Source organism: Rossellomorea oryzaecorticis (genome assembly GCF_045897515.1).
GTDB classification, from domain to species: domain Bacteria; phylum Bacillota; class Bacilli; order Bacillales; family Bacillaceae_B; genus Rossellomorea; species Rossellomorea enclensis.
The window spans coordinates 181,347-205,589 of sequence record NZ_JBJOSA010000006.1; the positions used below are offsets into that span (position 1 = coordinate 181,347).

Annotated in this window: 29 protein-coding genes; 25 read left to right on the plus strand and 4 right to left on the minus strand. The window is 41.9% G+C overall.

The window, feature by feature from the left end; translation table 11 throughout:
* The first annotated feature begins 161 nt into the window (after positions 1-161).
* The 13 genes from ACKA06_RS09820 (at position 162) to ACKA06_RS09880 (ending at position 10,778) form a co-directional block, all read left to right on the plus strand.
* Positions 162-1,484, plus strand: coding sequence for an aspartate aminotransferase family protein (locus ACKA06_RS09820; RefSeq protein WP_411159498.1), 1,323 nt, complete (start codon positions 162-164; stop codon positions 1,482-1,484).
* Positions 1,484-2,176, plus strand: a complete 693-nt coding sequence (locus tag ACKA06_RS09825; protein WP_032088010.1) for a 3-oxoacid CoA-transferase subunit A — start codon at positions 1,484-1,486, stop codon at positions 2,174-2,176. The genes ACKA06_RS09820 and ACKA06_RS09825 overlap by 1 nt, the downstream gene beginning before the upstream one ends.
* Positions 2,155-2,817, plus strand: a complete 663-nt coding sequence (locus ACKA06_RS09830) for a 3-oxoacid CoA-transferase subunit B (protein WP_058297587.1) — start codon at positions 2,155-2,157, stop codon at positions 2,815-2,817. The genes ACKA06_RS09825 and ACKA06_RS09830 overlap by 22 nt, the downstream gene beginning before the upstream one ends.
* Before the next feature lie 23 nt (positions 2,818-2,840).
* A complete protein-coding gene (locus ACKA06_RS09835; RefSeq protein ID WP_232353997.1) occupies positions 2,841-4,109 on the plus strand; it encodes a peptidase in 1,269 nt (422 codons plus the stop codon).
* Between the two features lie 138 nt (positions 4,110-4,247).
* On the plus strand, positions 4,248-5,084 hold the full coding sequence (gene ablB, locus ACKA06_RS09840; RefSeq protein WP_411159499.1) for a putative beta-lysine N-acetyltransferase: 837 nt from the start codon (positions 4,248-4,250) through the stop codon (positions 5,082-5,084).
* 101 nt (positions 5,085-5,185) lie between these two features.
* Positions 5,186-6,607, plus strand: a complete 1,422-nt coding sequence (kamA, locus tag ACKA06_RS09845; RefSeq protein ID WP_411159500.1) for a lysine 2,3-aminomutase — start codon at positions 5,186-5,188, stop codon at positions 6,605-6,607.
* A 1-nt stretch (position 6,608) separates the two neighbouring features.
* Entirely contained in the window at positions 6,609-6,881 is a 273-nt protein-coding gene (locus ACKA06_RS09850; protein ID WP_052011589.1) for a YokU family protein, read from the plus strand.
* A 73-nt stretch (positions 6,882-6,954) separates the two neighbouring features.
* Positions 6,955-7,179 (plus strand): YozE family protein, encoded by a 225-nt coding sequence (locus tag ACKA06_RS09855; RefSeq protein ID WP_032088016.1) that lies wholly within the window; start codon positions 6,955-6,957, stop codon positions 7,177-7,179.
* Between the two features lie 180 nt (positions 7,180-7,359).
* Positions 7,360-8,016, plus strand: a complete 657-nt coding sequence (locus tag ACKA06_RS09860; RefSeq protein ID WP_032088017.1) for a hypothetical protein — start codon at positions 7,360-7,362, stop codon at positions 8,014-8,016.
* Positions 8,017-8,294: 278 nt separating this feature from the next.
* Positions 8,295-8,471, plus strand: coding sequence for a YozD family protein (locus tag ACKA06_RS09865; RefSeq protein ID WP_064563934.1), 177 nt, complete (start codon positions 8,295-8,297; stop codon positions 8,469-8,471).
* Between the two features lie 307 nt (positions 8,472-8,778).
* On the plus strand, positions 8,779-9,582 hold the full coding sequence (locus ACKA06_RS09870; protein ID WP_411159501.1) for a serine/threonine protein kinase: 804 nt from the start codon (positions 8,779-8,781) through the stop codon (positions 9,580-9,582).
* Positions 9,583-9,595: 13 nt separating this feature from the next.
* A complete protein-coding gene (locus ACKA06_RS09875; protein ID WP_058297581.1) occupies positions 9,596-10,366 on the plus strand; it encodes a sporulation protein in 771 nt (256 codons plus the stop codon).
* 91 nt (positions 10,367-10,457) lie between these two features.
* Positions 10,458-10,778: a YodL domain-containing protein gene (locus ACKA06_RS09880; RefSeq protein WP_198259398.1), complete on the plus strand. Its 321-nt coding sequence runs from the start codon at positions 10,458-10,460 to the stop codon at positions 10,776-10,778.
* A gap of 52 nt (positions 10,779-10,830) precedes the next feature.
* Here the strand turns inward: ACKA06_RS09880 and ACKA06_RS09885 are convergent, their stop codons facing one another.
* Both ACKA06_RS09885 and ACKA06_RS09890 read right to left on the minus strand, forming a co-directional pair.
* Positions 10,831-10,974: a hypothetical protein gene (locus tag ACKA06_RS09885; RefSeq protein ID WP_169792800.1), complete on the minus strand. Its 144-nt coding sequence runs from the start codon at positions 10,972-10,974 to the stop codon at positions 10,831-10,833.
* Positions 10,975-10,992: 18 nt separating this feature from the next.
* Complete coding sequence (locus tag ACKA06_RS09890) at positions 10,993-11,115, minus strand: hypothetical protein (protein WP_268876310.1); 123 nt, start codon at positions 11,113-11,115, stop codon at positions 10,993-10,995.
* A 133-nt stretch (positions 11,116-11,248) separates the two neighbouring features.
* Between ACKA06_RS09890 and deoD the strand changes: the two genes are divergently transcribed.
* From deoD to ACKA06_RS09925, 7 genes are all read left to right on the plus strand, one after another.
* Positions 11,249-11,953 carry a purine-nucleoside phosphorylase gene (deoD, locus tag ACKA06_RS09895; protein WP_032088021.1) on the plus strand — a complete coding sequence of 235 codons (705 nt, stop codon included), beginning with the start codon at positions 11,249-11,251 and terminating at the stop codon, positions 11,951-11,953.
* 153 nt (positions 11,954-12,106) lie between these two features.
* A complete protein-coding gene (locus ACKA06_RS09900; protein ID WP_032088022.1) occupies positions 12,107-12,967 on the plus strand; it encodes a M15 family metallopeptidase in 861 nt (286 codons plus the stop codon).
* Between the two features lie 176 nt (positions 12,968-13,143).
* Positions 13,144-13,731, plus strand: a complete 588-nt coding sequence (locus ACKA06_RS09905) for a YitT family protein (protein ID WP_032088023.1) — start codon at positions 13,144-13,146, stop codon at positions 13,729-13,731.
* A gap of 80 nt (positions 13,732-13,811) precedes the next feature.
* Positions 13,812-15,296, plus strand: a complete 1,485-nt coding sequence (locus ACKA06_RS09910) for a lmo1851 family serine protease (RefSeq protein WP_411159502.1) — start codon at positions 13,812-13,814, stop codon at positions 15,294-15,296.
* Between the two features lie 300 nt (positions 15,297-15,596).
* Positions 15,597-16,556 (plus strand): helix-turn-helix transcriptional regulator, encoded by a 960-nt coding sequence (locus tag ACKA06_RS09915; RefSeq protein ID WP_411159503.1) that lies wholly within the window; start codon positions 15,597-15,599, stop codon positions 16,554-16,556.
* A 74-nt stretch (positions 16,557-16,630) separates the two neighbouring features.
* Positions 16,631-17,263 carry a type 1 glutamine amidotransferase family protein gene (locus tag ACKA06_RS09920; RefSeq protein WP_411159504.1) on the plus strand — a complete coding sequence of 211 codons (633 nt, stop codon included), beginning with the start codon at positions 16,631-16,633 and terminating at the stop codon, positions 17,261-17,263.
* Between the two features lie 731 nt (positions 17,264-17,994).
* On the plus strand, positions 17,995-18,936 hold the full coding sequence (locus tag ACKA06_RS09925) for an LCP family protein (RefSeq protein ID WP_411159505.1): 942 nt from the start codon (positions 17,995-17,997) through the stop codon (positions 18,934-18,936).
* Between the two features lie 12 nt (positions 18,937-18,948).
* Here the strand turns inward: ACKA06_RS09925 and ACKA06_RS09930 are convergent, their stop codons facing one another.
* A complete protein-coding gene (locus ACKA06_RS09930; RefSeq protein ID WP_058297574.1) occupies positions 18,949-19,674 on the minus strand; it encodes an AlbA family DNA-binding domain-containing protein in 726 nt (241 codons plus the stop codon).
* 170 nt (positions 19,675-19,844) lie between these two features.
* Here ACKA06_RS09930 and ACKA06_RS09935 point away from each other — a divergent pair, with 170 nt between their 5' ends.
* The gene (locus tag ACKA06_RS09935) at positions 19,845-20,765 is read left to right on the plus strand and encodes a CobW family GTP-binding protein (protein WP_411159506.1); all 921 of its coding nucleotides are present in this window, start codon (positions 19,845-19,847) and stop codon (positions 20,763-20,765) included.
* Positions 20,766-20,808: 43 nt separating this feature from the next.
* On the opposite strand, the gene ACKA06_RS09940 is transcribed toward ACKA06_RS09935, so the two are convergent.
* Entirely contained in the window at positions 20,809-21,054 is a 246-nt protein-coding gene (locus tag ACKA06_RS09940; protein WP_032088027.1) for a hypothetical protein, read from the minus strand.
* Positions 21,055-21,124: 70 nt separating this feature from the next.
* Between ACKA06_RS09940 and ACKA06_RS09945 the strand changes: the two genes are divergently transcribed.
* From ACKA06_RS09945 to ACKA06_RS09960, 4 genes are all read left to right on the plus strand, one after another.
* Positions 21,125-21,400 carry a hypothetical protein gene (locus ACKA06_RS09945; protein WP_032088028.1) on the plus strand — a complete coding sequence of 92 codons (276 nt, stop codon included), beginning with the start codon at positions 21,125-21,127 and terminating at the stop codon, positions 21,398-21,400.
* A gap of 113 nt (positions 21,401-21,513) precedes the next feature.
* The gene (locus ACKA06_RS09950) at positions 21,514-21,876 is read left to right on the plus strand and encodes a rhodanese-like domain-containing protein (RefSeq protein WP_082921344.1); all 363 of its coding nucleotides are present in this window, start codon (positions 21,514-21,516) and stop codon (positions 21,874-21,876) included.
* Positions 21,877-22,184: 308 nt separating this feature from the next.
* Positions 22,185-23,003, plus strand: a complete 819-nt coding sequence (locus ACKA06_RS09955) for a CAP domain-containing protein (RefSeq protein WP_058298083.1) — start codon at positions 22,185-22,187, stop codon at positions 23,001-23,003.
* A gap of 457 nt (positions 23,004-23,460) precedes the next feature.
* Positions 23,461-24,237, plus strand: a complete 777-nt coding sequence (locus ACKA06_RS09960; RefSeq protein WP_411159507.1) for an SDR family oxidoreductase — start codon at positions 23,461-23,463, stop codon at positions 24,235-24,237.
* The last annotated feature ends 6 nt before the right edge of the window (positions 24,238-24,243 follow it).

Below are 24,243 nucleotides of genomic sequence, written 5' to 3' on the forward strand. Positions count from 1 at the left end.
TTATTTTTTGTTCTGGATAAAGATTGTCTATCAAGTTTCATATTTTTTGAAATGCAAAGAAAGATTCGGGATTCCATACATATGAATGAAGTATGGGAACTTTCATCTAATGAACAGCCGAATGATAAAGGAGCTTACACTCTAGTCTCAGGAGGGAGAATATGCCTCATTCACATTTAATCAAACCCTTGATTGGTGATCATTATCCGATGATCGATTTTGGGAAGGGTATTTACTTGTACGACAAGTCAGGGCGGGAATATGTAGATGCATGTTCAGGCGCAGTCACTACTAACCTGGGGCATGGGATGGAAGAAATCATCCAATCAATAGTAGATCAGGGAAACAAGGTGGCATTTGTCTATCGTTCGCAGTTCAGCAATCAGCCTGCAGAAGATCTTGCAGCATTCCTTCATGAAAAAACGGGCTATCCATGGAGTTTCTTTGTAAACAGCGGTTCCGAAGCAGTGGAAACGGCCATTAAGATTGCACTGCAGCATTGGCAGGAAAAAGGCATGCCTTCTAAACGCAGAGTCCTTTCAAGGTGGCTGAGCTATCATGGAATCACGTTTGGGGCCTTATCTGCTTCTGGTCATCCAGTCCGGAGGGAGCGCTTCGACTCGGTCATAGGGGATTGGCCGGCCATTGAGCCTCCATATTGTTCAAGATGTCCATTCGGCAAGACGTATCCTTCATGCGGACTTGCCTGCGCAGAGCAGCTTGAAATCATCATATCAAGAATTGGGGCGGATAATATCGCCGCTTTCATTGCAGAGCCGATCATCGGGGCTGCAGGGGGCGCCATAACACCCCCTAAGGATTATTACTTACGCATTAAAGAAATCTGTGAAAGGAATGACATTTTGTTCATTTCCGATGAAGTCATGACCGGATGCGGAAGGACCGGTACATTCATGGCCCTTGATCAATGGGGGGTAGAGGCAGATATTGCAGCAGTGGGAAAAGGATTGAGTGCAGGTTATTCCCCGATTGCGGCAACACTCATATCCGATCGTGTGATGGATCCGATTTTAAATGGGACAAGGGTTGTGATGAGCGGACACACGTTCAGCGGGAATCCGCTGTCTTCCGCGGCGGCTCTTGCTGTCCTGAAGCTGATAGATTCTGAGAAAATCATTGATAGTGTGGACAGTAAAAGTACGTACTTAATAAATTTACTGGCTAAATTGAAGAATGAATTTTCTTTCATAGAAGAAATAAGAGGAAAGGGTCTATTGCTGGGAATCGAATTTGAGCCGATAGGTGAAGCAAACGGGGGTTCTTTTACTTCTTCGGTTGTGTCTACGGGAGTGGAAAACGGAATCCTGCTGTACCCGGCTGCAGCTGGAATCGACGGCAGGAAGGGTTCGGCCATTATCCTGGCTCCGCCTTTGAACAGCTCAAAACGGGAACTCGAAGAAATATATAAACGGTTACGTTCAACCTTGCAAACGATAGAAAAAAACTCGGGAGGAAGTTCGTAATGGCTGAAAAGCTGAATAAAATCCGCAGCTACGAAGAGATCCGGCCTCTTTTTCTTCATCATATGTGTTTAATGTTCGGCGGGTTTGGAGGTGTGGGATCGCCCCCGACGCTCATAAAGTGCATCCTTGAGTGGGGGATAAGAGACCTTACAATCATCGGAAATGACACCGGTTTTCCCCATATAGGGATTGGACAGCTGATTGCTGATAACAGAGTTAAAAAAGTGATTGCCTCACATATCGGTTCGAATCCGATTGCAGGGAGGTTGATGAGTGAAGGGACGCTTGAAGTGGAGTTTTCCCCGCAGGGTATTTTGGCTGAAAGAATAAGGGCAGGCGGTGTGGGGCTGAAAGGGATCTTGACTGATATCGGTATCGACGATCCCTACTTGAACAAAGGAAAACCTGTGATTGAACTAGACGGCGCCTCTTATTTGTTCGAGTCCGCTTTAACCGCCAAGGTCGGCATCGTCTTTGCCAAAAAAGCGGATCCATTTGGGAACCTGATTTATGACAAAAGTGCAAGAAACACGAACCCTTTGGTTGCAATGGCTGCAGATATAACCATTGTGGAAGCAGAGGAAATCGTGGAAAACGGAGAGTTAGATCCTGAAGAGGTCGTGACCTCCGGAGTATTCGTCGATCATATTGTACCTTCTGAAGGAGTCGACTGGAAATGGATATGGGAATAAAGAATAAACTTGCGAAACGTGCTGCACGTGAAGTAAAGGAAGGAATGACCGTCAATCTGGGAATTGGCATCCCTTCGCTCGTACCCAATCATCTGCCTTCAGGGTATGGAGCCGTCTTTCAATCGGAAAATGGCATCGTCGGGATAGGTGCTGCCCCGCCAAAGGGCAAAGAAGATGAAAATTTATGCAACGCAGGCGGGTTTCCGGTCTCTTTAGTGAACGGGGGGAGCTATACAGACAGCGCTGTTTCATTTGCGATGATCAGGCGGGGCAAAATTGATCTGACGATATTGGGTTCTCTGCAGGTAAGTGAAAAAGGGGATTTGGCAAACTGGATCATTCCCGGTAAAAAAGTGCCCGGGATGGGAGGGGCTACGGAGCTTGCTTCCAAGGCAAAAAGGGTGATTGTATTAATGACACATCTCGACAAGCATAATACCAGCAAGCTTGTTAAAGAATGTACGCTCCCCTTAACGGCTAAGCAGTGTGTGTCCATGATCATTACAGACAGGGGAGTTTTCTCGATAAATCAAGGTCGGTTGATATTGGTCGAAATATTCCGTCCCTATACGTTAAAAGAAATCAAGGATTGCACGGACGCCGATTTTGTTACAAGCCCCGACTTACTCTATATCGATTAGAAACGGGAAGGAGAGGGACTGAATTGAGTGATATACACCGTCTGATAAAGAATAAATTGGATGAAAAAAAGAAAAGTACCGTGGAACTTCTTCAAAAGATGGTTCAGGAGGAAAGTACGAGGGGGAGCGAATACAGGGCTCAGGCTGTCATCATCGAAAAATGCAGGGAGTTGGGGTTGGACCTCGATATTTGGGAAGTACAGGAACAAGAACTGAAAGAGCATCCTTTTTACCGGTGTGACCGCACTGATTTTAAGGGGAATCCAAATCTGACAGCTGTTTTGAAAGGGACCGGCGGCGGCAGGAGCCTGATCTTGAATGGTCATATCGATGTTGTCCCTGAAGGAGACAGATCGGATTGGAAAGTCGATCCTTACAGCGGGACTGTCATCGAGGGGAAGTTATACGGCAGGGGTTCGACTGATATGAAGGGAGGGACGGCCTCCCTATTGTTGGCGATAGAAATTATACAAGAACTTGAAACTCCACTAAAAGGAGATATCATCTTTCAAAGCGTAATAGAAGAAGAAAGCGGTGGTACCGGTACCCTGTCAGCATTATTGCGGGGCTATACAGCGGATGGTGCGGTGATACCCGAGCCTACAAATATGAAGATTTTCCCGAAGCAGCAGGGTTCGATGTGGTTCAGGCTTGCCGTTAAAGGGAAGGCTGCCCACGGAGGCACCAGGTACGAAGGGGTCAATGCAATTGAAAAGGGATTCAGTGTCATCACAGCACTAAAAAATCTTGAGCGGGAAAGAAACGAGAGGGTACATGATCCATTGTATGAAAAGGTCCCCATTCCCTTACCAATTAACATAGGGAGAATTGAAAGCGGAAAGTGGCCATCTTCAGTGCCGGATTTAGCTGTGATCGAGGGGAGAGTCGGAGTTGGACCTTGGGAGACAATGGATGACGTTGAAAAGGAATTTGAAGAATGCCTTTCTGCAATGAGTGAAGTTGATCCCTGGTTTAAAGATCATCCAGTTGAAATTGAATGGTTTGGCGGGCGGTGGCAGCCAAGCGACTTATCACCCGAACATCCTATCATGACCTCGCTGAAAGCCAAGTTTAATGAAGTCATGAGTACAGAACCGGTAATAGAGGCTTCCCCCTGGGGCACTGATGGAGGGATTCTTTACCAGGGCGGAGGAATACCCGTTGTCGTTTTCGGTCCGGGGAAAACAGAACTTGCACATGATGCAAATGAATACATTGAATTGGAAAAAGTCTTTCAAGCGGCAGAAGTATTATCCCTGTTTATTATTGATTGGTGTAATGGGAAGGAATGACCGAAGCCCTGCCTTTAATGTAGAGACTCGAAGTAATATCCATTCTCTAGGGATGACAGGCAGTTCATTTTTGAGGGGATGTTTGTTTCATATCCTCTCAGACCGATTCATATGTTGATAAAAAAAGGGTGCTTGCTTATGCAGATGTATGAAGAAATCGAGCAGTCAAAACTTTCAGCTGCATTATATCTAGATGAGATGAACAAAAGGATCCGGGTCGATCTGGCAAGGGGGGATCTCACATCTCTTCTGACATACGTAGAAAACAAGGCTGCCACTTTTCCTTGTGAAAAAATTATTTTTAAGGCGAGGGAACATCAATTCAGGACTCTGTTGGAAAAGGGGTTTGTGTACGAAGGGATGATCTCTCATTATTTCAACGGGGACCGTGCTCATTTCCTCTCAAGATTTTTAAGGAAAGAACGACGGTCAAGTAACCATTGGAGTGAAGAAGATGCCATTCTTTCCTCCGTTCAAAACTTGGGGGTTAAACCCTTCGTAAAGAACGATGATCATCCCATTTTGCTGGCGGGAAGCGGGGATGCAGCTGAGTTAGCCACCCTGTATAAAGAAGTTTTCCAGGTTTATCCGGTACCCCTGCAAGATCCCGCATACATCAAGGATGCGATGGGAAAAGGAACTATTTTTGTATGCATACGTGAAAACAACCAAATCATCAGCGCTGCATCGGCAGAAATTGATGATCAGCATCATAATGCAGAAGTGACGGATTGTGCAACACTTCCTCAGTACAGAAAGGGAGGCTACATGAAGAGTCTGATTATGAAGCTTGAGGAAGAGCTGCTGCTGCGGGGGATATTCTGTGTTTATACCATTGCCAGGGCCCTTTCCTTTGGGATGAATGCTGCCTTTCATCAATTAGGCTATCAATATGGGGGAAGGCTCGCAAATAATTGTTATATTTACGATAAGCTGGAAGATATGAATATATGGGAAAAAGATCTAGGGCGTTGAATCATTCTGGAAAAGGATGAAAAGACCAGGCTGATAGAGCGGGCCGGCCATCATATGGTTCTTATGGTGAAACTTTATGAAAGATGGTGGATGAATTGAAGATGAACCTATATAGACCAAAGAGGGACTGGAAGGATATTGAGTTGTGGAAGGATGTAACAGAGGAACAATGGAATAACTGGCTGTGGCAGCTGACAAATACAATAAGAACCCTTGATGACTTAAAAAAAGTCGTGAATCTGACTCCCGAGGAAGAAGAGGGGGTAAGAATTTCAACAAAGACGATTCCCCTGAATATTACACCCTACTATGCCTGGCTGATGAATGAAAACGATCCCAGATGTCCTATAAGAATGCAATCAGTTCCAATAGGAAAAGAAATCAATAAGACAAAATATGATTTGGAGGATCCCCTCCATGAGGATGAGGATTCGCCGGTACCCGGTTTGACACATCGATATCCGGACAGGGTTCTTTTCCTCGTGACAAATCAGTGTTCCATGTACTGCCGTTATTGTACAAGAAGGCGCTTTTCGGGACAAATCGGCATGGGTGTGCCGAAAAAACAACTGGATGCCGCAATCGAATATATCCGTGAGACCCCGGCTGTGCGGGACGTATTACTGTCGGGAGGGGATGGGTTATTGATCAATGATCAAATCCTGGAATATATCCTGAAGAACCTCCGGGAAATCCCGCATGTTGAAATCATCAGGATCGGTACCAGGGCCCCGGTGGTATTCCCGCAGCGGATCACAGAGAATCTTTGCAGCATATTGAAAAAATATCATCCTGTTTGGTTGAACACACATTTCAATACGTCTATCGAAATCACGGAAGAATCGAAAAAAGCCTGCGAAATGCTTGCCGATGCAGGGGTGCCTGTAGGGAACCAGGCGGTCATCCTGGCGGGGATCAATGACAGTACCCCGATCATGAAGAAACTGATGCATGATTTGGTCAAGATACGCGTGCGGCCGTATTATATTTATCAATGTGATCTTTCAGAAGGCATCGGGCATTTCAGGGCACCTGTGGCCAAGGGACTGGAAATCATGGAAGGCTTGAGGGGACATACTTCTGGATATGCAGTGCCTACTTTCGTATTGGATGCTCCGGGAGGCGGAGGGAAAATATCCCTTCAGCCTAACTATCTCATCTCACAAAGTGCTTCTAAAGTCGTTGTCCGGAACTTTGAGGGAGTGATTTCAACGTATCCCGAACCGCAGGGATATATAGCCGGAAGAGCGGATGAATATTTTAAAGAAATCTATCATGATGAAGAAATTAAAGATACAACCATAGGAATTGCGGGCTTGATGAATGACACTCATGCCTCTTTGACCCCGAATGGATTAAAAAGGCTGGAGAGAAGGAAACAGTACGAGGATGACCCATCTCATCATTCCTTGAAGAACTTCAGGGATAAACGGGATCAGCTGAAAGAAAAGAAGCATAAAGCCATGCTTGCAAAAATGGAAAATACAGCCGTCAAAAAGGATGACAGTGCCGATGGAAAATAACATCAGGTGCGAGTGGTGCGGTGAAGCAGAAGTCGCCAAGGAAAAAGGAAATGTATACTGGGAACTTCCGGACGGCACCAGGGCAATCACAATAGAACAAGTCCCGGTGCTCAACTGCAAAAAATGCGGGATGGAATATCAGGAGGAGCATGTAATCAATGAAATTGAAGATCAATTAATGTTGATAGACACCAAAAAGCTCACGGACCGGCTTACGTACGAAGAACTTTTGAAAATTCCAAGATTCCTAAAGAAGAATTATTTCCGTTTTTAGCATCATGCTTTACGGATGCCCCATCATCCGCTATCCTTTTAAAAAAGACAGTTTTATAAGGACAGGTGGTTTGATGAGAAAGTCATTTTATCATTATTTAATGAAACACAGGCAGCCGACAGCGAAAGATGATATAACGAGGTTTGCCAACGAAGCATATGATGATCACAGCTTCCCGAAACAATCGTGGGATTACGATGAAATCAGTTCATACCTCGAAATGAATGGTTCATACCTTGAGAGCATGATCATCTTTGACCGGGCATGGGATCTATATCTAATAGAAGAAAAAGGATAAGAAATAGACTGACTGAAGTGAATCTTTGAACTGAAGTCAGTCTTTTTTTTCCTCAATTGACCAGAGAGATAGTGGGTATCCGTCCAGATTCGATGAGGGAAGCGGAAAACCGAATTCTTGTATCCCGTTACAGTGATAACTGCATATTATATAAAAAAGGCGATTAAGGGTGAGGGGAGAATGAAGAATCGAAAAGAGCCTAAATTCAGGGTAGGAGAAACGGTAGTCGTGACAATCTACGGTACAGTAGGGAAGATAACGAATATAAAAAAACTGGATGGGGAATTCCTTTATGAAGTAAACGATAGTGAAGGCCTATTCAAAGAAAAAGCACTGGAGCTCCTGGAATCTTATGACGGTTATATTTTCGAACAAGAACAAATCGATATCGAATATAAATTTTTATTTGGAGATCTGGTCATCGTTAAGGGGTATGAAGAGGATTTATTTAAAGTGGTCGGATTCCGGACTGAGATCTGGCGTTATAAAGACGATGCCTGGGAAGACGTCATATACGAATTAATGAGGATAACCGACGGGGAATGGCTGGAAGCAGACGAAGATGAAATCACTCTTGTAGCAGATGAAGAACAGGCAGAAGCGTTCATTAAAAAGTATGGTTTTGTGTTTCCTCATAAAAAGGATGCCAAGACCAAACTCCTTAAGTCCCCTTCACATAAAACAAGCTGGGTGGACCAGCTGCTCGATTATTATAATGACTATAAAGCTCTTCATCTTTTCTTTCGCGATCCCACGTATAAAAAGAAAATGGAGCATGTCCTTGAGCAGTTGAAAAATCACGCAAATTCTCACTCCGCAGTCAAAGAGAAGGAATAATCCACATAATATATAAAAATAGCGGAACACTTATCAATAAGAAAGATATCAGTATGGCACGAAGAACCCATTGCATACAGGCTGCACTTTTCCCTTCGCCGCTTTCAAAATCTTTTAGTGTGGATCGGCCTTTTTTGATCAATGTCAACATATATAATCGCTCCTCTAATCTTAATGGTAAAGTGTATGCTTGTCCTGAACCTCATATGAAAACTTTTTTTCTGCTGGCATAACTAAGCTGTCAGCATCATAAATTGAGAATCAAAGGGGGCGATCAAATGCGGGAGATAGAAGTCTTTATCGACACTGAAGAAATTGCCGACTTCTTCATGAAAGAACTTGTGCAAAGAGGCTATGTTCCTTCCGAAGAAGAACTTGAGGAACTGGCGGACATAACCTTCGAGTATCTGATTGCCAAGTGCATCATTGACGAGGAATGGGAAGAGGACGTATAAATTCGAATGAAAAGGCCCGTCCCTCTGGCGCATTCATATGTGCCGGGGGGCGGACCTTTTTTATTTTTGAAACCAAAGGAAACATATAACCGTATATATAGATACAATAAATTTGAATGGGGGAACCCCGGGTGCTAAAGAAAATACTGAAGAGTTTATTAGGATCACATTCTAAGCCGCACTACTACAGTTCAAGTGATAATTGGAAGAAGTATAAAAAGCATAAACATTATGGTCATCATCATTACAAGAAAAAATATAAGAGTAAAAGTTTCTTCTCAAGCTTTTTCAGCAGCTAGGACACATCATGATCGGATCACTGTTTCGAAGGATGGTTGACGGATTTGAAATAGAATGGAAAAGCGGGGAAAGAATCAATCAATTCCAGGTCATGACCTGTTTGGGAAAAGGGAGCTACGGCACCGCCTATGATGTAAGGCAGGTCCATACCGGGGATAGAGCTGTATTGAAAAGGGTACGCCCTTATAAAAAATGGTTTACCGATTCCATGAAATACATTGATAATGAAACGGCTGTCCTGGAAGAACTGAACCATCCCCGGTTTCCTGAAATATATGAAAAAGGTGTGTTTAAACAGACTCCTTATTTCATCATGGAAAAAATGGATGGCAGGACGTTTGAAGATTTGATTTTTAAGGAAGGAAAAACCTATTCTGAAGAAGAATCTTTAGACTTAGGCATTCAATTGGTGAAATTGATTATGGTTATCCATAAGAGCGGCTATTTACACAGGGATCTGAGGATCCCGAACATCTTGTGGGATAACGGAGTCATAAACATCATCGACTTCGGCCTGGCGTGCAGGATACAAAGAGATAATTCGGAAGTTCCTCTTCTACATAAGGAATATATGAGGGAAAAGACTGCAAAAAGTGATTTATATGCACTCGGACATTTCCTGTTGTTCCTTCTGTATTCATCTTACGAGCCGGTTGAACGTAAAGAAAGGAGTTGGGAGGAAGAACTGGACATCAGCCCGGCAACCAGGGGATTGATCCAAAAACTGCTCAGGTATGACGGTTCTTTTGAAAATGCGGAACAAGCTTATATGGAACTAATGAAAATAAGATATGATTTAAGCAGAAGATAAGGGAGGAATAGGCATGTCGTTTTTTAATAAAGTGTTTGCATCATTTGGAATCGGTGCAGCAACAGTAGATACGAAGTTGGAAAAATCAAGCTATCAAGCCGGTGAAACGGCAAAAGGTGTTGTTGAAATCAAAGGGGGGAGTACTTCCCAGACGATCGATTCGATCTATCTCACTCTTTATACAACGTATATCCGTGAGTCGGATGATAAAAAATATACTGACTATGCTCCGATTCAAAAGGTTCAAATATCAGAACCATTCACAATCGGGGAAAATGAAAAGAGAGAAATCCCGTTTTCGTTCACTCTTCCATTTGAAACGCCAATCACATACGGCAATACAAGGGTGTGGGTGGCAACGGGTCTTGATATAAAAAATTCGGTGGACCCAAAAGATAAAGATTATATTGAAATCGTTCCCCATAACTTAATAAATGGCATTCTCCAATCTGTACAGGATCTTGGTTTCAGAATAAGGAAGGTCGAATGCGAACAGGCTCCCCGCCGATTCAGGGGAAGATATCCGTTCATTCAGGAGTTTGAATTCGTTCCTGTAAGCGGAGCGTATCAGCGTTCATTGGATGAAATCGAGCTGATGTTTCTTAATCAGTCAGAGGAGCAGGCAGATGTGTTGATTGAAGTGGACCGCAGAGCAAGAGGGCTTGGGGGATTCCTGGCTGAAGCACTCGAAATGGACGAATCAATGGTAAAGATGACGATCCGTTCAAGCGATCTGCCCCACCTGTCTTCAAAGTTGAAAGAAACCATCGACAAATTCATTTAAGACGTTTCGACAAAGGTTCTCATTTTTTGATGAAGGATTCGACAGCCCCTTTGTTTAATACTAATAGTACTACTTAACCGGAGGGGTGCTCATGCTGTTACTTGAAAAAATCAAACGTCCCAGAATGCTGAGGTCAAATTATGACATCACTGTATTTCAAACTCCAAAATACGGGGAAGACAAGGGCTACCAGAAGGTGTACAGGATATCAATAGATGCGAATAATCATGAAGAGGCACTATATGAAACGTTCAGGATTTTTAATGTACCCGACCTCATGCCCGCAGATTACAAAGGCAGGTATATGGCAACCCGCGATATCATTTTTATAGATGAGGGAAGAAGGGGTCATTTCTATTATCGATTGCAGCCAAACGGCTGGAAAAGGATCAACCGGATCCTTCTGCATTGATTGAAAATAAAGGAAAGACACCCGTAATGGAGTCTTTCCTTTTTTCATTTCATCAAAGGTTGTGGCCGGGCCCGTTCTTTCTGTTTACCGTTGAATGCTCTTTCGCATGGGCATTGTGTTCGGCCTCGATTGCTTCTTTAGGAATGTGATTATTTTTCTTTGGCGAATTGATTCTGTTACGGTGCTTTTTACCCAAAAGGATCCCTCCGTGTTATTAAGATTTTAGCCTTTCGGTTCTTGAAGAGTTAGGCTGAGTCCCCGAGCGGGTGGAAGGGTTTGTTTCATTCGCATGCTGGACGGCCTGCTTAAGTTTCTTGCTCATTTTTTCCTTCGTCATGACCATACCTCCTTCCATCTATAGTCTTTCCAGTCCGACGCTTCCTATCCGTGAACTCTGAAGGCGTTGCATAAGCTTAAGAAAAGGATTACAATGGTACTTCAGTAAGTTCTATAATAGGAGGAATTGTAAGATGAGCATACATATTAATGCCAAAGAAAATGAAATTGCAGAAACGGTCTTACTGCCGGGAGATCCGTTAAGGGCTAAATATATAGCAGAGACATTCTTGGAGAATCCTGTTTGTTATAACGAAGTTCGCAATATGTTCGGGTACACCGGAACGTATAAAGGAAAAAGAATCAGTGTACAGGGCACAGGAATGGGTGTTCCGTCCATCTCCATTTATATCAACGAATTGATGCAAAGTTACAATGTGCAGAATTTGATCCGCGTAGGTACTTGCGGAGCAATCCAGAAGGATGTCAAAGTACGTGATGTAATCCTTGCCATGACTTCTTCAACAGATTCGCAAATGAACAAGTTGACTTTTAATGGGATCGACTATGCCCCGACTGCTGACTTCGATTTGCTGAAACGCGCTTACGACAGCGGAGTCGAAAAAGGACTTAGCCTGAAAGTGGGGAACGTATTCACGGCGGATATGTTCTATAACGATAATGCGGAACATGAAAAATGGGCTCAATATGGAATCCTTGCAATTGAAATGGAAACATCGGCTCTTTATACATTGGCTGCAAAATATGGCCGTAACGCCCTTTCCGTATTGACCGTCAGCGACCACATCCTGACAGGTGAAGAAACGTCAGCCGAAGAGCGCCAAACGACTTTCAATGAAATGATTGAAGTGGCTCTCGAAGCAGCAATCAAGGAATAACCCGGAAAGATAACGCTTTCTTAAACTGCTTACTTAAATGGTAAGCAGTTTTATTATGCAATAATCCTGAATACAGTAGGATTATCCTATTACATGTCAGTCAATCCATGTTAATATGTAGTTTGTAACAATATAGAGAAACTAGGTGAAAGTATGAAAAAGGTCATCCTGGTTATTGCCGGCTCCCTTGTCATTTTGTCCGGGTGTCAGCAAGCACAAGAATGGACCCAGAATTTATTCGGTGAAAAACAGTCCGAAGAAACAAAGGACACAGAAGAAAACAACAGCTCAGGGATGAAGGAATCCCCGGATGCAACTCCAGGTGACGAGGGTGGCGGTGAAGTTGCGGAAGAAGAGACGGTCCCGCCCGAGCTTCAATTGGAATCACAATTCTTCAATCAAGTGAAGCTAGTGGATGGAAAGCAGGTCATTCAGAACCCTGCCAATATACTTGCACTTGTAAATAAGGAATTCGCGCTGGGTGAGTATAAACCGGAAGATTTGGTGCGTCCAAAAGTTCCATTCGTTTTCGGAAACGAGGACCTCGAAAAGGCCCATCTCCGTGAGGAAGCTGCAAAGGCCCTGGAGCAAATGTTTGCGGCTGCGAAATCTGAACAAATCTATCTCACAGCTATTTCAGGTTATCGTTCTTATGATTACCAGGAAATGCTCTTGAATCGTGAAATCGAGCAGTTCGGCAAAGAAAAGGCCGTCATGGCCGTTGCACCGCCTGGACAAAGTGAACATCAGTCCGGACTGGCAATGGATATCTCAAGCCAGAGCAATGATTTCCAGGTGAATATTGAATTCGCCCAAACGAAAGAAGGGAAATGGCTGGCAGCCAATGCACATAAATACGGGTTTATCCTCCGCTACCCTGAAGATAAAGTCGATATTACACAATACCAGTATGAACCTTGGCATTTCAGATACGTAGGAAAAGACGCCGCCAAAGTCATATATGAAAATGACTGGTCACTTGAAGAATACTTTAAAAATGTAAAAGAAATATAAGTGAAAGGCAGGAAGCTATGCGCTTCCTGTTTTTTTATTTTCAAAAGGGGCTGCTAGCTTGTAAAGAAGCACTAAAATTTGAACCCTGCTGAAATAGAAAGACTTTTTCAACCTCTTCTCTCATAAACAATAAAAAAGGGGGTCTGTCCAAATGGACCTGATCGGAGGGAAGAGGGATGTTTAAAGGTTTTTATATTCTGGTGTTAGGCAGTGTGCTCGTTGGTATAGGGATTAACCTTTATTTTGTGCCGCATCACTTCCTGGACGGGGGCATGATCGGCATCGGGCTCATATTCCACTATTGGTTCGGCTTTAAGCCCGGACTAACCATCATTCTTTTGAGCATCCCGCTCTATTGTTTGGCATTCATTAAGGACCGGCCGCTATTTTATAACAGTATCCACGGGTTATGGCTGTCCTCGTTTATGATTGATTTTTTTCACAGATGGAAAGACTTTCACATTCTTCCCCCGTTGTTAAGCGCTTTTATCGGAGGGGCGTTTGTCGGCATTGGGATCGGTTTGATGCTCAGGGCTGATTCAGCAACGGGCGGTACGGACTTACTCGCCCAATTAATCGGAAAGAGTTCAGGGTTTAACGTGGGAAAGCTGATTTTTGCAATCGATAGTGTGGTCCTTCTTATCGGATGGTCGATCATCGGGCTGGAATCATTTTTGTATTCCCTGTTCGCAATAAGTACAGTAGGTTTTTTTACGACAATTTTGACACATCATAAGGATAGTGATGGATATTCCTTTCACTAAGTGATAAAAGCTGATAGAATAGAGAAGTTATCTGATTGTCCAAGCCTGGATGATCGCACTTACGGTTTGGATACATAGCAATGAAAGTGGTGAAAACCTTGGAACAGGATAAATCAACAGATCAATCAGTCACTCAAGAAGAAAATCAAACAAGTTATTTGAAAATAAAAAAGTTCAAATTTGTGATGCTTCTCTTTTTCCTAGTATTCGCAACAGCGGGAATCACAACCTTCGCATTGGCGTTCGGGGATGAAAAGGCGGTTAATGTAGGTGTCACAGAAAGATCCGAATTTAAAAAGCTTTATGAAGCTTATGATAAATTAAATGAAAATTACTATAAGGACCTAAAGGATGAAACGCTAGTCAACGGAGCAATCAACGGCATGCTCGAGAGTGTGGGAGATCCTTATTCTGATTATATGAACGAGGAAGAAGCCAAAAAGTTTCAGGAAAGCATATCTTCATCTTTTGAAGGGATCGGTGCAGAAATTCAAGAGAAGGAAGGGTATGTTTCAATCGTTTCACCAATCAAAGGGTCGCCTGCTGAAAAAGCGGGACTGCAGCCCAATGATAAGATTCTGAAAGTCGATGGGAAAAGTATACAGGGTATGTCTGTTACTGACGCGGTACTTTTAATCCGCGGCGAGAAAGGCACGAAGGTAACGTTGACAATCCAGCGTCCTGGTCAGGAAGAATCGATGGAAGTGACAATCACTAGAGACGAGATTCCGATTGAAACGGTATATGCAGAAATGAAGGATAACGGAGTCGCTGAAATTCAAATTACAAGCTTCTCTGAAAATACCTATAAAGAATTGGTGAATGCATTGAATGAAATGCAGGATAAAGGGATGAAAAAGCTCGTATTAGATCTGAGACAAAATCCTGGCGGCCTGCTGGATCAGGCAATCAAAATTTCAAATCTTTTCGTACCTGAAGGGGAAGTACTCTTCCAAGTCGAAGACAATAATGGGAAAGTCGAAAAATATGTGGCAGAAGGCGGCCAGAAGGTGACAGTCCCAACCGCGGTCCTTGTAGATGAAGGAAGTGCAAGTGCTTCGGAAATACTGTCTTCCGCTGTAAGTGAGTCAAATGATATTCCGCTGGTCGGTACAAAAACATTCGGTAAAGGGACCGTTCAGACCGCAGAAGAATTTGAGGACGGTTCGAACATGAAATTCACCACGGCTAAATGGCTCACGCCGAAAGGGAATTGGATCCATGAAAAAGGAATCAATCCCGATTACGAAGTGAAGATGCCGGATTACGCACAGCTTCCTTATATCAATCCGGATAAAGAACTGAAAGAAAGTGACATGTCCGAAACAGTGAAGACGGCAGAACAAATGTTGAATGCCCTCGAATTCAACCCGGGAAATGTTGACGGCTACTACGATGAAGATACAAAAGCCGCCGTACAGCAGTTCCAGGAAAAAAATAAACTGGAATCAACTGGCATACTAAAAGGCGAAACAACCGTCAAACTGATGGACCAGCTCCGCCAAAAACTAAAAGAAAACGACCCTCAATTCAAAAAAGCAGTTGAGGTATTAAATAAACAATAATTTGTTCAACCTCCTGAACCTTTATTGACGGGTTTACTTCAGGGGGACAACTAAAATAAAAACGCACTGTATTTCACATTGAAATCAACAGTGCGTTTTTTTTGATTTTGTTGAATAACAACAAAGGAAGTTAATCGAGAAACAAGTTAAATTTAGATGCGATAAATAATTTAAAACTGCTATTCAATTATCGGGCCATTTAATCGAATAAGGGGATTGCTCAATATTATAATATTTGAAATAATTGGTATTGAAAGATAGTTATTAATTATTAATAGAGGGATATTGAGGTGGATTTATATGCCTAAAATTGACAATATGTTAGCGATTCTATGGATGCTCCGTTCAGGTGAAAAAATTACTGCAAACGAAATTTCAGAAAAGCTAGAGATGAATATAAGGACTGTGTATCGTTATATTGATACCATTTCAACAAGTGGCGTACCTATCATTTCAGAACCAGGACATAATGGTGGATACACTTTATTGAATAATTTTATTGAGGCTCCTCTTTTTTTTGATTTTGAAGAGCAAACTTCACTATTTCACGCTGCTGTTTTTGCTGAAGAAGCCGGATATTATGGAGGTGAAGCACTAAATAGGGCCATTTCAAAAATAAGTAAATACTCAAATCAAGAGCAGGAAACAAAGATAAACCAACGTTTAACTTGCCTTGAAGTAATAAGTCGATTAAGTTCAACTATGGAACCTTTTCTGAAGGAGTTGGAGCAGGCCGTAGCTGACGTGTACTCAGTAAAAATTCTTTACCATAAAAGTGGGGAAAAGCAATTAAATTATAGGTTGGTCGATCCGTACAGAATGATCTATTGGAATAATAAGTGGTATGTGATTGGATTTTGTCATCTTAGAAATGATATCCGTAGTTTTAGAGTAGATCGAATTGAAAGCCTAATGCTAACAGAAAATAAGTTTAACCGGCCAGAAGATTTTTCAGCACGTGACTCTTTTATAAAAAGCCTTCTTCCAGCTATAGAAGATAAAGAAGGGATTATTTCTTTGGTTATTAATGGGGATAAAAATGTATTGGCTGATATTTGCCAGCATTGGTTTTTAGGACATTATTTACAAGAACGGACTTCAAATCAAGCAGTTTTTCTTCTTGAAAAAGATATGATGCATACATATGTACCTTATTTACTTTTACCATACAATAAATCTATTAAAGTTATTGAGCCAATAAGTCTTAAGAAAAGACTTATTGAAGTTCTGTCGGAATTAATAAAATTTTATCAAGAATGATAACTTCCCTGACGCTAACTGTCAGGGAAGTTTTATTATAATAGCAATATCAAATGTGATTGGAGTGTTATTGGATGCAAACAAAAAAAGTTTTTCTATATGTATTTAATACAATGTCAGACTGGGAATGTGGATATTTAATTGCTGAACTAAACTCTGGAAGGTATTTCAAAAAAGATTTAGCACCTTTAAAAGTAATTACAGTAGGAGCTAATAAAGAAATGATTACTACTATGGGAGGAGTGAGCATAAAACCAGATATTTCCCTTGATGAATGTACTATTGAGAGTAAAGATCTTTTAATCTTACCAGGAGGCACTACTTGGAGTGAAGAAATTCATCAACCTATCTTGGATAGAATTGGCCAAGCTTTAAAGCTTGGCACTATTGTTGCTGCAATTTGTGGTGCAACTGATGCCCTTGCGAATATGGGATACTTAGATACTAGAAAGCATACAAGTAATAACTTAGAATATACTAAAATGGTATGTCCGTACTATAAAGGAGAAAAGTTCAATGAGTTGGGATCTGCGGTATCCCATGCGAATTTGGTTACTGCATCAGGAATAGCTCCTCTGGAATTTGCAATGGAGGTACTGAAAAAAATAGATGTATTTACACCAGATGCATTACATTCATGGTATAGCCTAAATAAGACTCATAAACCCCAATACTTCTTCCAGTTAATGAATTCAATAAATAAATGAAGTAACAGAAAAGCCCCATTTCTCTATTTAGATTTGTAGAGAAGTTGTGCTTTTTAATTTGGAATATCCTTATTATAAGATTGGAATTTGATGAAGCCAATATGTTAGTTATTAACGATCAAAAATAGTTTTTATAAATGTGACATCTTAAACTTAAAGTTACAGGGGTGTTAATGAAAGAATTTAAAAAAGCGGCTTGGATAAAAAGTGTTCTATACTATGTAAAGCCCGAACTAATCTGAAATTTAAGACATATTTTTGTTCGGATCTTTAAATTTAACTCTCCCCAGCGGTTGATTGGAGTGCAAGACGAAGACTCCTAACCAAAAAGCGGAAGGGCTTTGCCCAGAGGCGTGTGGCATAAGACGAAACGGCCACGAAGGCGTTTTTTTGCCTTCTTGGTCGGTTTGGCTTATGACATGTGCCTCTAAGACCTGTAGTTGGACAGTAATTGCAATAAAGTAGCAGACGAGGCTCACGGTTCACCCGCGGAAAGCGAAGTCTTGCACGGAAATCATTAGCGGTATTAGAGCCTACACTAAAATAGTTCCTAATTATGTGCCGTTTTTTTTAGTTTTCGCCGCCCTCTTTGAACAAAAAATACGTTAGAACCCAGTTACACATTTTTAGGAGTTCTTTTCCTATTAAGAAAAGACATTTCCCTCAACTTACTTGTATAGAAGAATTCCCAATGACCAACAATGATGATAACAAAGTATGAGGTGATCGAAATGTTTAAAAAATGGACCGCCATACCAATCGTATTGCTGATAACCTTCATCATATATGCAGCGACGAATACGTCCACCCAATCCACTCTACCTTCCGAAATGACAGAAATCCAGCAGGATGCAGATGTAAAAAGCACAAATGAAACGGAGAAAACAAACACCATCTTTCCAATAAATAAAGAAGAGGCAGGGAAACCCATCAATGTGCTTGTAGTCGGGTCTGATCAAAGAAAAAATGAAGCAGAGAGGGCAGACGTGCTGATAGTCGCTCAATATGTCCCCAATCAACCTACACTAAAACTCATCTCGATTATGAGGGACACCTATGTGGATATCCCCGGGTACGGTAAAAGTAAAATAAATCATGCCTATGCGTGGGGAGGCAATGACCTTGTAAAGAAATCACTGAAACAAAATTTTGATCTTGAAATTAATCACACCGTGAATCTTAATTTTCAAGATTTTATAAATATGATGGGAATCATTTTCCCGGAAGGTGTTCAGGTCCCCATAACCGAGGGGATGATCAGTCATTGGAAGTGGGATAAACAACCGGGCACGCAGAAGCTGAAGGGTGGAGAAATACTTCAATATGTTCGTTACCGCGGGGATGTATCCAGTGATTTCGGGAGGGTGGAAAGACAGCAGGAAATCATTGCACTTGCTGAAAAAAATATCATGGACAAGTTGAAATCAGGAAAAGGTATACCTACTGCGATCGAGTTGGTGCGTGAGGGTTTTAAAAACGTCGAGACAACATTTTCGGTTGATCAGGTTATGAAGCACGGACTATCTTTTCTGTTTCATCCGATCGACTCCGTCGAAACCCTCAGGATCCCGGTGGAAGGCAGCTACCAAAGCATTACGAAACCTGGGGCGGGAGATGTATTGGAAATGGATGAAACCACCAATATCCAGGCACTGAGAGAGTTTAGCTACTGATGCCGGAGTGGATCAGGGAGGGAAGTTATCAGCGGAGTCGAGATCCAGGAAGTTCTCGATGCGTTTCATTTTTCGTCCGATCAATTGATTTAAATAACCCTTATATTTTTCATCTTCCGATTGATCATACTCATATTGAAGTATTTTTAAGTGTTCCAAATGTTCCTGGAGGGAGCGTTCCTCACTGTCCGAACCGCCCGATTGTACTTTCCTTAGTATGACATCTACCAATTTATCATTTGTGGCTTCAATTGTTTTGGTACCCTGCCGCACATAAATAGCTCCGTAGCGCAGCTCTCCTCTTGTTACAATTGAAGTATAAGGGACGTATCTGGGGTCGTAATCAATGATCAGCACTTGAAACCGTTTCATATTTAAAAAAGGATGGATATTTCCGGTGAAAATAAAATCTTCCGTTCTATATCGAAGATACTTTGGAAGAAGGTGCTGAAGTTTATTATCAACATCCGCCTTGTCAAGGAACTCTTCTTCAGATAATCCCTTTAATTCTAATGAACCATCATCATATTGCATGACTCCGATGATAATGCAGCCGCCTCCTGAATTGGAAATGGCCAGGACATGTTTTGCAAGCTTGGAGACTTCGATCCAGTCGGATTTGAAATCAACATAATCAGTTTCCCCAGTGTTGAGGAGCAGCAGGTCTTTCAGTGTTTCATGGGAAGGGTTCTTCAGAAAATCCCGCAGCTTTATGGGTACAATTTTTTCATAGAACAATGAAATCCCCACCCTTCGATTAGAAATTAATGCAGACCGGACTTTTCACTTTCTACTATTATATAGCTTTCCAGTGTGCCGTTAGAACAATCAGTTCAATGACATTGTATTTAGGTCATGTTTTATATAAAATGAAGGGATGTAGATTGTAGTAAAAGTGGGGAGGAACAATGGTGAAGAAAGAAGTATATATCTTATCCGGGTTTCTTGGAAGTGGAAAAACAACATTATTGAAACATGTACTTCAAGCGTTAAAAGAAGAAAATAAAAAACCCGCTGTTTTGATGAATGAACTGGGCAGTGTGTCGATTGACAGTGATGCCGTGGAGGCAGATACATCCATGAGAGAACTTCTGGACGGATGTATCTGCTGTACTATTTCAGATAAACTGGAAGCACAGTTACAGGATCTTCTGGTCAACGAACAATTTGATGTGCTGATCATTGAAACAACAGGAGCCGCACACCCCGTCGAAGTTGTGGATTCCATCCTGTCCCCATTATTTGCTGACAGGTTTGAGTTCAAAGGGATCATAACGGTAGTGGACGGCAGGCAGTGGAAGGAACGTTCTCAATTCAGTCCGTCAGTTTTACACCTTATGAGGGAACAGATCCGGCATGCACAGTATATCATTGCGAATAAAGTGGATCTCCTGACTGAGATGGAGCAGGGAACATTCATTTACGAATTACAACAAATTAATAATCGGGCTAAAGTATATTTGACTAACTATGCGAAAGTTTCAATGAAAGATATTTTTTCAGAGGCAGCTGAAATAAAAATAGAGGGTTATGAAAAGGCATCAATAGGCAGGCACCTTTCCCTGCAGGCGGTGGTTTACACATTTAAAGGGGAGGTAGATGGAGAGGAGTTTGAGGAATGGGTTAGAAAGCAGCCCGAGACCATCTACAGAATGAAAGGATATATCCCGCTCAAAGGAAAAAAATATCCGGCAATGTTCCAATATTCATATGGGATGCCCCTCTTTATGCAGGCTGATATGAAATACAAAACCAATTTTGTCATAATCGGTGAAGAATTATCTAAATCAGATATTTTACAGTCACTGCAAGCAATAGATCATTATTAAATAAATAAAAGGGGCCGGCCGTTATGTGGCTGCCCCTTTCATCTTAATGATTGCTTTCCCCGAACTTCTTGAAAGTCATTTCATCTTCCACAAGTCCGCATGCGGCACATTGTACCTTTAATTCAGGTCCATTATAGGCGAGATGAAAAGGATCAAGCTGACCTTCCTCATATTGCTGGACAACTTGTCCTGACTGCGGATCCAGTTTCACGCTTTGCGGTACCTGCTGGATGATATTGAACCTTGTGCGGTTCGTCCGGCAATTCGGACAACGATACGGTGTAGTCATAACCAATCACCTTTCTTTGTTTTTTTCTAGTATGTTCAGTTGGATAATATTTATGTAAAGGAGTACGAACGTGAATACTGCTGCCTATGAAGTTTTACTTAAAGAGTACAGTTCTGTTTGGAAAAATAGAAATTTATATGATGAAAATCAGTCACCGGAACAAATCCTGAAAGAAGCCATCAAACGAGAGCTCCTTGACCAAAACAGCCACCCGCGTGTCAGGAAGCCGATATCAGAAAAATATATATCTGCATCCAAACGCATTCTCGAATCCGGCTTATCATCGGAGTCTAAGGTGAAACTGCTTGATTTACACATACAAATGATCGATCAACTTAAAGGGTAATCATCTTCAGATCCTTTAAATTCAGATTATTTCGTTTCGAGACTTTTTTCTTTTCATTATACCCTTGAAGGTATATAATACAACATAGATTATTGAAAAAAGGATGATGCAGAATGCTTCTGTTTATTACTCTTGCTATATTCGGCGTTCTTATATATATGGTGTACTATCGTTATGCACCCGTACGTGTTAAAGAAATGAGCGATAAGGAACTGCGTGACTGCCATATTATACTCGACGTCCGGGATTATCAGGATTCATATAAATCGAACTGCGACCAGGCGCTGGCTATCCCTTGCGGCTACTTAAAACGTTATTATCATGAGATTCCAAAAGGACCGATTGTCGTGATCGGCAGTTCTTCAGTCGAGTACAATGTGAGTGTGAGACAATTAAAACGTTTAGGATTCAATGTAGTGGGATATATAAGTGCAGTAAGGAAACAACCATGCAAGGGAAGCTTGTCTATGGGATAAAATACCTTGTTTTTTTGAAACGGTATTGTAATATCCGTTACAAAAGGACCTGCTTTTTTAGGGTGTCAACATTGATTTTTCGGTAAATTTTAGAGGTGTGAGTCAAAATATTCAAATGCCGGAAATGTAAGTTAATCTAGTGATTCCTTTATTTATAATAGATTTCGAGTTTGAAGGATAAATTGTTTTTCAAAACTGAACAATTCAAACGCAATTACCATTTCCTCCCGTAAATGTAACACAAAAAGGGTGTTATGATGAATGTGCAGCAAGAAAACAACACATTCACTAAGGAGGAATTCATCTCTATGAATAAGAAGAAAATGTTATCAGCAGCAACAGCATTAACATTATTAGCATCACCGCTTGCAGCAGGAAGTGCAGATGCAGCAAGTCCTGAGCAAGTGAAAACGAAGGTACAGACTCTTCAATTAAACGGTAATCAACAAGATTTAAATAAATATATCCAAGACATCCTATCAAAATATGGAGTCGATGGTCAAAATATCAATCTGCAAGGTCAGAATATCAATCTGCAAGATTGTGTGAATGGTCAGGTTCCACAGCAAGGTCAAAAAGCTCAAGCTCCTGCCCCGCAAGAGGCACCAAAAGCTGAAGCACCTGCACCAGAGCAGCAAGCACCTAAAGCTGAAGCACCAGAAGCAGCTGCCCCTGCACCTCAAGAACAACAGGCACAGCCGCAAGCTGAACAAAAGCAGCAAGCTGAACCAACGGCAGAAACTGGCCAGTTGAGTGAATATGAACAAAAAGTGGTCGAATTGACTAACCAGGAACGTGCAAAACAAGGTCTTCCTGCGCTTAAAGTAGATGCTGAACTAAGTAAAGTAGCAAAAGAAAAGTCTCGCGATATGCAGGCAAACAACTACTTTGATCATAACAGCCCGACTTATGGTTCTCCATTTGATATGATGAAGCAATTCGGCATCGAATATTCATCTGCAGGAGAGAACATTGCAATGGGTCAGCCAACTCCTGAAGAAGTAGTACAAGCTTGGATGAACAGTGAAGGCCACCGTAAAAACATCATGAACTCAAACTACACTCACATTGGTGTAGGATACGTTGAAAACGGTCATTACTGGACACAACAATTCATTTCTAAATAAGGATCAACATCCTGAGCAGCCTCTTACAAAGGGGCTGCTTTTTCTTATGTAGAGGAAAATATTTAAAATCAGCCACAAAATAAGAGACCAGGTCAGAAATGTTCGAGTCTAAGAAAAATGTCTGGATTGCATGATGGTCTTGTGAAGCGCTTTTCCAGTTTTTTAATTATTCTAGCTATTGTTTAGAGTGCAAGACGTAGACTCCTGCGAGATGAGTAGCTACTGTGAGACTTGTCCAGCTACAGGGCCACCAATGCCCTTCTGCTTTTCTAACCCGCAGGAGCGGACGCGACGAGGAGGCTCCCGGGCTACCCGCGGAAAGCGAAGTCTTGCACGGAAATCAATAGCGGTATATGAACCGTTTCTACTCAGCTTAAATATGAAGACAGCTAATAGTTGCATTTCATCTTAATGATTCTTAGTATGGTAATATAAAGACTTTGTGGAGTGGATTTTGGTGTACAATGATAAATCAGTTCTTATAACGGGAGGCGCCAAAGGATTAGGCAGCCGGACCGCAATAGAATTTTCGAAGAACGGTTATAAAGTATTCATAAATTATCGACAGGATGAAGGTCATGCAAATGATTTTGCAAGGCAATTAATGAACACTTACGGGAATGAAGTTTTTCCCGTCAAGGGTGACGTCTCAGATCCTGAAGAGTGCAAGAACATGACTGAGTTTATCAATCAGGAATCAGGCGGTATAGATGTCTTGATCCACAATGCCGGCCCTTATGTAAAGGAGCGAAAGACATTTGATGAATATTCCCCTGATGAATGGAATTACATAGTTAATGGGAATCTGAACAGCGTATTTTACCTGACCCGGTTGTTGATCCCTCAAATGAGGGAAAATAAATGGGGCAGAATCATCACATTCGGTTATGATCGTGTGGAAACTTCCCCTGGATGGATATACAGGTCAGCTTTTGCGGCAGCCAAGGCGGGACTGGCTTCTTTCACAAAAACAATTTCAATCGAGGAAGCCCATAATGGGATCACTGCCAATATGGTCTGTCCAGGTGATATTGTCGGTGATTGGAAAGAGGATGAAATCGAACATGCCCAAAAAGAAAGGGATCCCTCTACTCCCGTCGGCCGTCCCGGGACAGGGGAAGACCTTGCGAGGGTCGTTGAATTCCTTTGCAGGGAAGAATCTGATTTCATTACAGGTGCAATTATCCCGGTCACCGGGGGAAAAGATGTACTCGGGAAGATATTCCATAAATAAAAGAGA